Genomic DNA, 8,989 nt, shown 5'->3' with positions numbered 1-8,989 from the left:
CCCCACACCCCCCACAACCCCCACAACCCCCCCCAACCCCCTCATCCCCCCTCATCCCCCTCATCCCCCTACTCCCCACTCCCCACTCCCTCCTCTCCAGCATGATAGGAACTGCGAACCAGCGGCCCAGAACGAACATGGTTAAATCCCATTTCCCACGCTAAGGAGCCGAGTTGATCAAATTCCTCTGGAGTCCAATATTTTTGGACTGGCAGATGTTCAAGAGTTGGACGCATATACTGCCCGATAGTCAAGCGATCGCACTCCACAGCCCTGAGATCAGCCATTGCTTCCACAACTTCATCAAGTGTTTCTCCATGTCCCAGCATCAAACCTGATTTGGTGGGAATTGTCGAATCGATTTCTTTGACTATAGCTAGCACCAACAGCGAGCGATCGTACTTGGCTCCCCGGCGCACTGGGCCAGTTAACCGTTGCACTGTCTCGATATTGTGATTGAAACAAGCTGGTTTGGCTTTCACAATCATCGCTATGCGCTGGCGTTGACCAGCCTCCCCAACACCAGCACCGCCCCAAAAATCTGGGGTCAGTACTTCAATTTGAGTCTCTGGGTTCAACTGGCGAATAGTTGCGATCGTTTTTACAAAGTGCGCTGCACCCTGATCGGACAAGTCATCACGGGCTACAGAAGTCAGCACCACATAACGCAATCCTAAAAGCTGCACCGCCTCGGCTACCTTTTGGGGTTCATCTAAATCAAGAGGCATTGGTGCATGACCTTTATCTACTTGACAGAAAGCACAAGAGCGTGTACAAATAGCCCCCATTAGTAAGAAAGTTGCAGTTTTTTGGGCGTAGCACTCTCCCCGGTTGGGACAACGCCCTTCTTCGCAAATTGTGTGAATTTGGCGCTGCTTAATAATGCGTTGTACGGTAGAGATTTCACTGGCTTTGGCGATCGGGCGACGTAACCAGCTAGGCATTGCCGTAATTTCAGATTTTAGTTCGGCTTGTTGTGACGAAATCATAGAGATCCAAGCAAGATGCGGATATAGAGTAGTGGTCTGTCAATTAACAAATCATAGATAAGAATAGACACAAGGAGCAGGAACCCTCTTAATGAAGTCACCATGTCCCTTATGCCCTAGATCAAAGCTAAAGCCTTAAATATCACCATGACACAAATCGAAAAGAGCGCCAGCAAAAGTTTTGCAAAACACCTCAAGCAATGTCATTTATACCGAAATATACTATCCCCCAATTGCTAAAAATTTTGTATATAGTGGGAGAATTCTCAAGGACAATCGGCAAAGTCGCTATTTACACTTAAAGTTTCTATTAGAGAAAACAGTCGTGGCAAGCAACAAAATTTTAGTTATCGATGACACTACAGTTGTCAGGGTAAAAGTACGAGAAATGTTGCCTCCGGGCAATTTTGAGGTACTGGAAGCAAAAGACGGTGTGGAAGGACTAAATTTCATCCTTCATGAAAAACTCAGCCTGATTATGCTGGATTTCCTCTTGCCTAAAATGAGTGGCTGGGAGGTTTTCCAGCACGTTCAAGCCAACCCAGAGTTAAGGAAAATTCCTTTGGTGATCATGTCTGGTCGCAAGGAAGAGGTGACTGAGAAAATCACAGAACCATTTGAATATTTTGAATTTCTGGGCAAGCCTTTTGATCAAAAGCAACTAATTAGCGCAATTAAGTTAGCTATGACTAAGGCGAAACTGCCACGCCCAGAACTAGTCCCAGTAGCAGTAGCGGCTGCTGTCAAAAATAGCACAGCTACAACTTCTGGTGTCGCTAATGCTACGGCAGTAGCCCCTAGTGTCACAAAAACTGCGATACCTACGGCGGCAAGCAACGCAACCCCTGTTGCTGCAAATGCGGCGATGCCTACGGCGGCAAGCAACGCAACCCCTAGCGTCGGAGGAGCCTCCAACGCCGAAATTAATGCGTTGAACGAGAAAATGGTCACAATGCAAGCAGAAATTGATGGCTTGAAGAAACAACTAACTCAGGTTGTGACTTTTATTAAACAAAAAATTAAGTAGTGTTTGTACTCATTATTATTATCGCAGCCGAAAATACCCCGTCTTTAATAACGGGTGTCCGATTGAAAGCGGGTAAAAATAGTTAGTTCAAAAACACTTACAGCAGAATTCAGAATTCAGAATTCAGAATCCAGAAGTAAAACAGGGTTTATACCTCGCTTTGGGACTTAGTATGTGTACTTCACTTTCTTTGAAATCTGCTGTATGTTGACAAATCATCGTTGACAACAAAATTCCAAAACGGGAAAAAATAACTAGCGATTTATTGAACTCAGTTGTTAGTCTAGCAAAGCAGCCCAATACCCCCTAAACCTGCCATAGTTTGCTCTGAAGCAAAGGAGAACGGCAGGCTTTTTTGTTATTTGACGCGATGTGCAACTTATTTTTAGAACCCCGCTTCCATTCCTCTCCGCCACAGTCTGAGAGGCTTTGATTATTGCTCCCCTTCCCTACGAGGGAAGGGGTTGGGGGTTAGGTTTGAGAGAAAGTTGCACACGGCGTTATTTGGGCTGCTACTACAAACTTAATGCCTCAAATTGCTGCCAACAAAGGTACAATGCACGCGGTACGTGAAAACATCCTTTCCATTTGCCGCCTTTAAGGTTCAACAATACTTCCCCACGCCGATTCAGATACCCAAACCACTCACCGTATTCTGAATCAGCAAAATGTGACCAAGTGTAATCGTGCATCTTTTGATACCATTCCCAACACACCTCACGCCCGGTCAAGCGATAGCCCATCGCTAATGCAACCAAAGACTCTAGGTGAACCCACCACAGCTTTTGATCCCATTCCAATTGTTGTGGGGGATGACCATCTGCATCCATAAAGTAATATAATCCGCCGTATTCGCTATCCCAAGCAAAATTCAGGATATTTAGCACGACATCAACGGCTTGGTTAATAGTTTTGGTGTCGTTTTTGCGACGGGCGATGTCCATAATAAACCACATAGCTTCGATACCGTGACCTGGGTTAATCAGCCGTCCCTCAAAACAATTTATGTGGGAACCATCAGGGGCAACGTTTTCATACATTAGTCCCCGTTCTTGGTCGAGAAAATCGGTCATCACTTCGCCCTGAGTCTCAGCTAGAACATTCTCTAGTGTTTCTTTTGGCAGCAACCATTCCATTTCTAGAGTCAGGTTGGCTAAAATCATCGGTACAGCTAATGATTTCATGGCGCGTGTGCCAGGATAAGTTTTATTATATTTGCCTTTCGGGTTGTCCTTGCGGCGTAATACGTTGTTATAAGCTTGCATTGCCACATCTTTTGCCCATTCTTCACCCCCAGCGAGTGCATATTGACTAAATGCCATCGCCGCAAAGCAATCAGAAAAGATATTGTAAGGCTGAATCAGTGGTTTACCTTCACTGGTGAGGGCAAAGTACCAGTTACCATCACTATCTCTGCCATGTTGGGCGAGAAAATTAGCGCCATTGCTGGCAATTTTTAGCCAGTTGTCGCGTTTTTCTAGCTGGTTGTAAAGCATCGAAAAAGTCCACACCTGGCGGTTTTGCAGCCAGATGAATTTGTCTGTATCATAAATTTTGCCGTAGCGATCGAGGCTGGTGAAATAGCCGCCTTGCTGCCAATCGAGAGAATATTTTTCCCAAAATGGGAGGACGTCGTTGAGGAGGGCGTTTTTGTAAAGTTCAGCGTAGGCGTAGCCCACCGGAGGCATCGCTTGAAAATTATACCCCATAAATTTCCTCCCCTTTTGCGCTAAAACCAACAGCTTAACAGTTATCACATTTTGGCTCAAACATGGAGCGGCAGCTTTGCCCGTCGTAGACATCGCGTCACTCTCTTACAAGATTTACTCAGCAGCAGGTATACTTCTATCTTGTATCTTGCATTATTCTCAATAACCGTAGGATGAGCATTATAGTCTCCACCCGATAAGTTTTTTAGATATGAGGTTGTTATGATGAGTCAGATTGAGCGGGTTGCGATCGTTGGAGGAAACCACGGAAATGAGTTAACAGGAGTACATCTAGTCAAAAAGTTTCAGCAATATCCTAATTTAATCAACAGAGCAAGTTTTGAAACTCTGGCATTACTTGGCAATCTCAAAGCTATTGAAGAAGGCAAACGATACATTGAAAAAGATTTAAATCGTTGCTTCACCAATCAAGGCTTACAAAATCCCCAACTCTCAAGTTATGAAGATACACGAGCGAAAGCAATTCACCAGATATTGCAACCGCAAAATCAGCCATTTGTGGATGTAATTGTTGATTTACACAGCACAACTGCCAACATGGGGTTAAGTCTGATTTTTTGTGATATGCATCCTTTCTTACTTCGGTTAGGTGCTTATTTAAGTTCTATCAATCCTTTAGTAAAAGTCTGTATTAATCAGCAATCCAAAGAAAGTGGCTTTCTCCGTTCTTTGTGCGAATTGGGTTTTGTTATAGAAGTTGGGGCGGTAGCTCAGAATGTTTTAGAAGCCGAATTATTTCAGAAGACGGAACAGCTTATTTATGCAATTTTAGACTATTTTCAAGATTACAATCAAGGTAATATTTTACAGAAAAAAACTAAGCTTACATTATATAAATATATTGAAACTATAGATTATCCTAGAAGCGATGTTTACGACGGGCTACGTCTATGCGGGGAGATTCAAGCCATGATTCACCCCCAGCTTCAGTTTCGGGATTATGAACCTCTGAATCCAGGTGATCCAATGTTTCTGACTTTTGAAGGAAAAGATATTTTCTATGAGGGAGCGTCTACTGTTTATCCTATTTTTATTAATGAAGCAGCTTACTACGAGAAAGGAATTGCGATGTATCTAACTCAAAAACAACAAGAGGTAGTTTAATTTATTCGCCCTTCTAACCAAGATTGCAAATCAGCCAAGGCGGTAAAATCAAGCAATGCATCGCTCAAATCTGCGAGAACAGGCAAAGATAAACCAGAAATGGATGAGCGCATTTCCTCAGACAATTCTCCAAGCCGCTTAGTCAATAGTCGGGAAATAGCATTAGCCATCGCTTCTCGTCCTTCTTCTCGTCCTTCTTCTCGTCCTTCTGCCTTGATTTCTCGGTAAACTCGCGTTTGCTGTAGTGTTATTTCTAGCATAGACTCTACCTCCGCTTGGCTCAATTGTTCAAACCTGTACATCATTATCGTCGTTACCATTTCTATTATGGCGCGACTCCCTGCTAATGGTACTTCTTGCCGAGTTCTGGTTAACAAATACCTTGCTTCTTCAGGTGCTTGTTCTGACTCTACCGTAGTTAGTACCATCAGTGCCACCCATAAAGGTAATTGGCGAATATCCCCCAATTCATCCAAATACACCCGATGTACTTGGTTACTATTGAGAAATCCCCGATGAGGGTAAATGTTACTTTGTTCGGTATTGCGAGATGGATAAATTACAACTGCTTGCCAATCGTTAAATCTGGTGCGGTTGCGGTAGATATATAGTGAAGATTCAGCAAATACTCTTTCATAAAGCTGTTCATCTCTTTGAAACTGTACCTCACAAAAATATACAACTCCTGGAGTCTCGCTTTCTGGTGGTAAAAATACCCCGTCAATTTCAAATTTGGGTTCCTTGACAGCTACCGAATCAAATCGATAAGCATCTGCGTTTGTCGGGGGATTTGTCAATAGTTCAAATAAAAGAGTGGGCGATTGTTGAAACAGTTTGTAAAAAATTGAGTCTCGACGCATGGAACATTCTATTTATTTCTTAAATATGCGATACATTTAATCACATATTTTTCTACATATAGCAATCTTAAATCAAACACGCAGAAACAAGATCCCCGACTTCTTTGAGAAGTCGGGGATCTGAGTCTTGTGTAATTACTGTAAATACTCACCCCGCTAGGCGATACACAATCACTTTTCCTTTCCAATTTTCTTCCACAAATACCAGATACTCACCATTTGAACGTCGAAAAGCACGGATACCGTAAGGTATATCAATCCAGCCACTTTCGCTGCCAACTTCTGGGCCTGGTTTTAATTGTTGTACTTGCACTCCCGTTGTGGCATTGTAGACATATACCTCTGCGGTTTTAACTGTCACAGCAAATACATAATCTTTTGCCACACTCATTGCAGCTGTAGACACTTCGCGTTTGCCAGTGGTGTCGTAGGGAATCACAATCCGCCACTTGGGAGTACGATTTCCTTGACTCCAATTGTCAAAACGGGCAATCTCAGATCCAGCAACTCCTGTATCGTCGCCGAAGGCGGGGTGATCTACTGTGAAGCCTGACAAATACATGGTATCTGTTTGGGGGAAATATTCGAGCCGCCGCAAGTCGTTAAATATTTTGGGAGTAGCTTGCTTTTCCATCGAACTATAGCTGTAGATGGGGTTGCCTTTAGGATCTATTCCCTGTAAAGGATAGTGTCGGATAGCAGTGCCATCTTGGGTTCGTAAAGCTTTCCAAACATCTCCTTTGCTGTCTACCCACCAGCCGCCGAGATAGGGATAATCTTTGCTGCGATCATATTCGTTGTTTTCAAATTTACCATTACCGTTGCGATCGCGCCAGATCCATTCGCCTTGTTCTGGTTGATGCGGTGGCCAATTTCCCGCTATTGATTTTTTATCGCCATTAGTACCGACAAACATTCCGGCTGGAATGGCAACTTGTCCATCTGTGGCTGGATTGAAACGATATATTTGCAGAAAGCTGCTATACATATCTGTGAGGAACAAAAACGGTTTCCCTTGGATGCGGCGAACAAAGGTTCCATCTGGCGATGTATGCAGACGTGGATCTTGAGGATATTTGAAAGCATTTAAAGTGTAGCCTTTGTAAGTCCATTGCTTACCAGCAGGCTTACTGTAGTTCATCAGATAGTGTTCTTGTTTGGTGAATAAATCTACACCATCAGTTTTAGGATCGGCATCTGCATTATCGACGAATATCAATCCCAGCGATCGCCACATTAGTTTTCCCGATGGCGAAAATTTCCGCAAATCTGTTCCTGATTTATTGAAACCATCACTATTTATATAGATATTACCTGAAGCATCTGTACCGACTCCAGTAAGTCCATAAAGTTTCAAATCTCCAACTTCTCCAGGAACTCCTGCATAGATACCGCCCTTACTGCCAAAACTACCCACCTGCACCGGCTGATCTTTGATGTTATAAATCAACATTTGCTGACGTGGGCCATTTTCTGCCACTAACAGCTTACCTTGACGATCAACTGCGATCGCTGTTGGTTCGACGATATCTGCAATCTCTTGGGGCAATTGCTTTCCACTCTGAGAATAATGTACAATTTTGGCAGGATTACCACCATTTTTGCTTTGAATAATCCACAGATTTTTTTGGGAATCAATAGTTATTACTCCCGGATTAGCAACGGTAAAGCTGCGGAGTTCCTTCATCGTATCAGTATCATAGACACGAATCCGGTTAGCAGCAAAATCACTCACATACAACTCCCTTTCCACAGTTGCTAATCCAGTGATTTCACTTTTAGTGCTGGTAATCAACATACTTTTATCCCAGCCACGCCCATTCGGAAATGGCGCAGGTTTTCCTGACAAGTCATAACGTCTAACACAATGCCAACTTGTTCCATCAGGGGGGTAATCTTCATTTGTTTTGCCCCTCGAACCTTGATTCATGGCAATGTAAACATATTTACTATTTGCTGTTACCGCTTTGCCACCACCACGACTCCAGCCGTGAGTATCTCCAATGGCATTAATAACTTTACCATCCTTATATATTGCTGCCTCCATTCCCGCTTCATCCCAATGGCTATTGGTATAAACTGTGCCATCAGGGGCAACATACATTGCCTCAATATTGTTTTGTACCCGCAGATTTCCACTGCCAAAAGTATTACCTATCCACGATGTTTTATAGGTAAGCTTGGGTGTTCCAGTATTGTTTTGCACCCGCAGATTTTCACTGACAATAGTATTATTTATCGACGAGGTTTTGTAGGGAAGCGTGGGTATTTCTGTATTGTTTTGTACCCGCAGATTTTCACTGCTAATTGTATTACTTATCGACGATGTTTTGTAGGTAAGCGTGCGTGTTCCAGTTGTCGCCCAGTCTGTTGTAATTCCAATGCTAGCAACAATGACTGCAACTGTCAGACTGAGTAAAAAGTTGAAAGTGTTACTTCTTTGTAAATATCTAGTCTGAGATATTTTTTTGATGTGCTGATTGATCTGGTGACGGAGTTTTCCTAACTGCGTCAGTAATTTATTTTTCATATAACTTTTAAGCTTTTAATTATTTATATACAAACATTATTTATCAAATCCGCACAAAATATAACTATTTTTAACTGGGTAATATACAAGTTATTCAGGGGGAGACATCTGATGATATAGCGGTTCTCGGTTGATTCAAAGAACCCCACCCCCAACCCCCTCCCCGCAAGCGATGAGGGGGCTAAGATGTACCTCATGTGATTAGGAAACGCTATATATCAATAACAAATGTTCCATATTAAAAAAAATTTACTATTTACATAAACTTTATAAAAATCACATGGTTATTTCAAATTTCAGCTAATATCTTAAAAAAGATTGTTTAATGTACTAATAGTTACTTGTTTTCCCATAAAAATAGTAAGAATTAATACAAAATCCTTTGAAACTTATTGATTTATAGTGGTTTATCCCTCTTCCTGTCTAGCATTCACCTTCCTTAATTGGTAGGTATCATATCTGTCCTAGTCAGTGTTATCTGGTTAATAAAAACACAGACTTTAATTCATTGTTGACGTTGGCATATAAATAGTTTATAAATTGGTGTTCTATAAAAAAACTCTTATTGGTAATGTGTATTCGGAATTTCTAGTAATTCAGATTGGGATATAACACGTAGTACGTTAAAAGGGCGGTTAGAAACCGCGTCTACACAGGCAAAACCCACCTCCGTGGGTTAATAATCCTTGATTTTGTATTAGTCCACGGAGGTGGACTTTGTTTGTGTAGCCGCGAATTCTATTCGCCCT

General features: G+C 42.4%; 6 protein-coding genes. 2 read left to right on the top strand and 4 right to left on the bottom strand.

Translation table 11 applies throughout. The features are described 5' to 3' along the window. Window positions 1–68: 68 nt before the first annotated feature. The gene (gene lipA / locus V7K27_RS31680; RefSeq protein WP_334952560.1) at window positions 69–989 is read right to left on the bottom strand and encodes a lipoyl synthase; all 921 of its coding nucleotides are present in this window, start codon (window positions 987–989) and stop codon (window positions 69–71) included. 325 nt (window positions 990–1,314) lie between these two features. Between lipA and V7K27_RS31675 the strand changes: the two genes are divergently transcribed. Further along, window positions 1,315–2,016, top strand: a complete 702-nt coding sequence (locus V7K27_RS31675) for a response regulator (RefSeq protein WP_334952558.1) — start codon at window positions 1,315–1,317, stop codon at window positions 2,014–2,016. Window positions 2,017–2,531: 515 nt separating this feature from the next. Here V7K27_RS31675 and V7K27_RS31670 read toward each other — a convergent pair. Beyond that, on the bottom strand, window positions 2,532–3,725 hold the full coding sequence (locus tag V7K27_RS31670) for an AGE family epimerase/isomerase (RefSeq protein WP_334952556.1): 1,194 nt from the start codon (window positions 3,723–3,725) through the stop codon (window positions 2,532–2,534). A 225-nt stretch (window positions 3,726–3,950) separates the two neighbouring features. On the opposite strand from V7K27_RS31670, the gene V7K27_RS31665 reads away from it, so the two are divergent. Continuing rightward, the gene (locus tag V7K27_RS31665) at window positions 3,951–4,850 is read left to right on the top strand and encodes an aspartoacylase (protein WP_334952584.1); all 900 of its coding nucleotides are present in this window, start codon (window positions 3,951–3,953) and stop codon (window positions 4,848–4,850) included. On the opposite strand, the gene V7K27_RS31660 is transcribed toward V7K27_RS31665, so the two are convergent. Both V7K27_RS31660 and V7K27_RS31655 read right to left on the bottom strand, forming a co-directional pair. Beyond that, entirely contained in the window at window positions 4,847–5,710 is an 864-nt protein-coding gene (locus tag V7K27_RS31660) for an Rpn family recombination-promoting nuclease/putative transposase (RefSeq protein WP_334952554.1), read from the bottom strand. The genes V7K27_RS31665 and V7K27_RS31660 overlap by 4 nt on opposite strands. Before the next feature lie 148 nt (window positions 5,711–5,858). After that, complete coding sequence (locus V7K27_RS31655) at window positions 5,859–8,240, bottom strand: hypothetical protein (RefSeq protein WP_334952553.1); 2,382 nt, start codon at window positions 8,238–8,240, stop codon at window positions 5,859–5,861. Between the last annotated feature and the right edge of the window lie 749 nt (window positions 8,241–8,989).

Source organism: Nostoc sp., from assembly GCF_036919575.1.
Classification (GTDB): domain Bacteria; phylum Cyanobacteriota; class Cyanobacteriia; order Cyanobacteriales; family Nostocaceae; genus Nostoc.
Note: the sequence above shows the minus strand (reverse complement) of the source record. Positions and strands in the feature narration are given on the sequence as shown.

What these genes read in the sequence shown, in the direction of transcription:
- V7K27_RS31665 (WP_334952584.1), top strand. Translation starts at nt 3,951, where the DNA reads ATGAGTCAGATTGAGCGGGTTGCGATCGTTGGAGGAAACCACGGAAAT.
- V7K27_RS31660 (WP_334952554.1), bottom strand. Translation starts at nt 5,710, where the DNA reads ATGCGTCGAGACTCAATTTTTTACAAACTGTTTCAACAATCGCCCACT.
- lipA (WP_334952560.1), bottom strand. Translation starts at nt 989, where the DNA reads ATGATTTCGTCACAACAAGCCGAACTAAAATCTGAAATTACGGCAATG.
- V7K27_RS31670 (WP_334952556.1), bottom strand. Translation starts at nt 3,725, where the DNA reads ATGGGGTATAATTTTCAAGCGATGCCTCCGGTGGGCTACGCCTACGCT.
- V7K27_RS31655 (WP_334952553.1), bottom strand. Translation starts at nt 8,240, where the DNA reads ATGAAAAATAAATTACTGACGCAGTTAGGAAAACTCCGTCACCAGATC.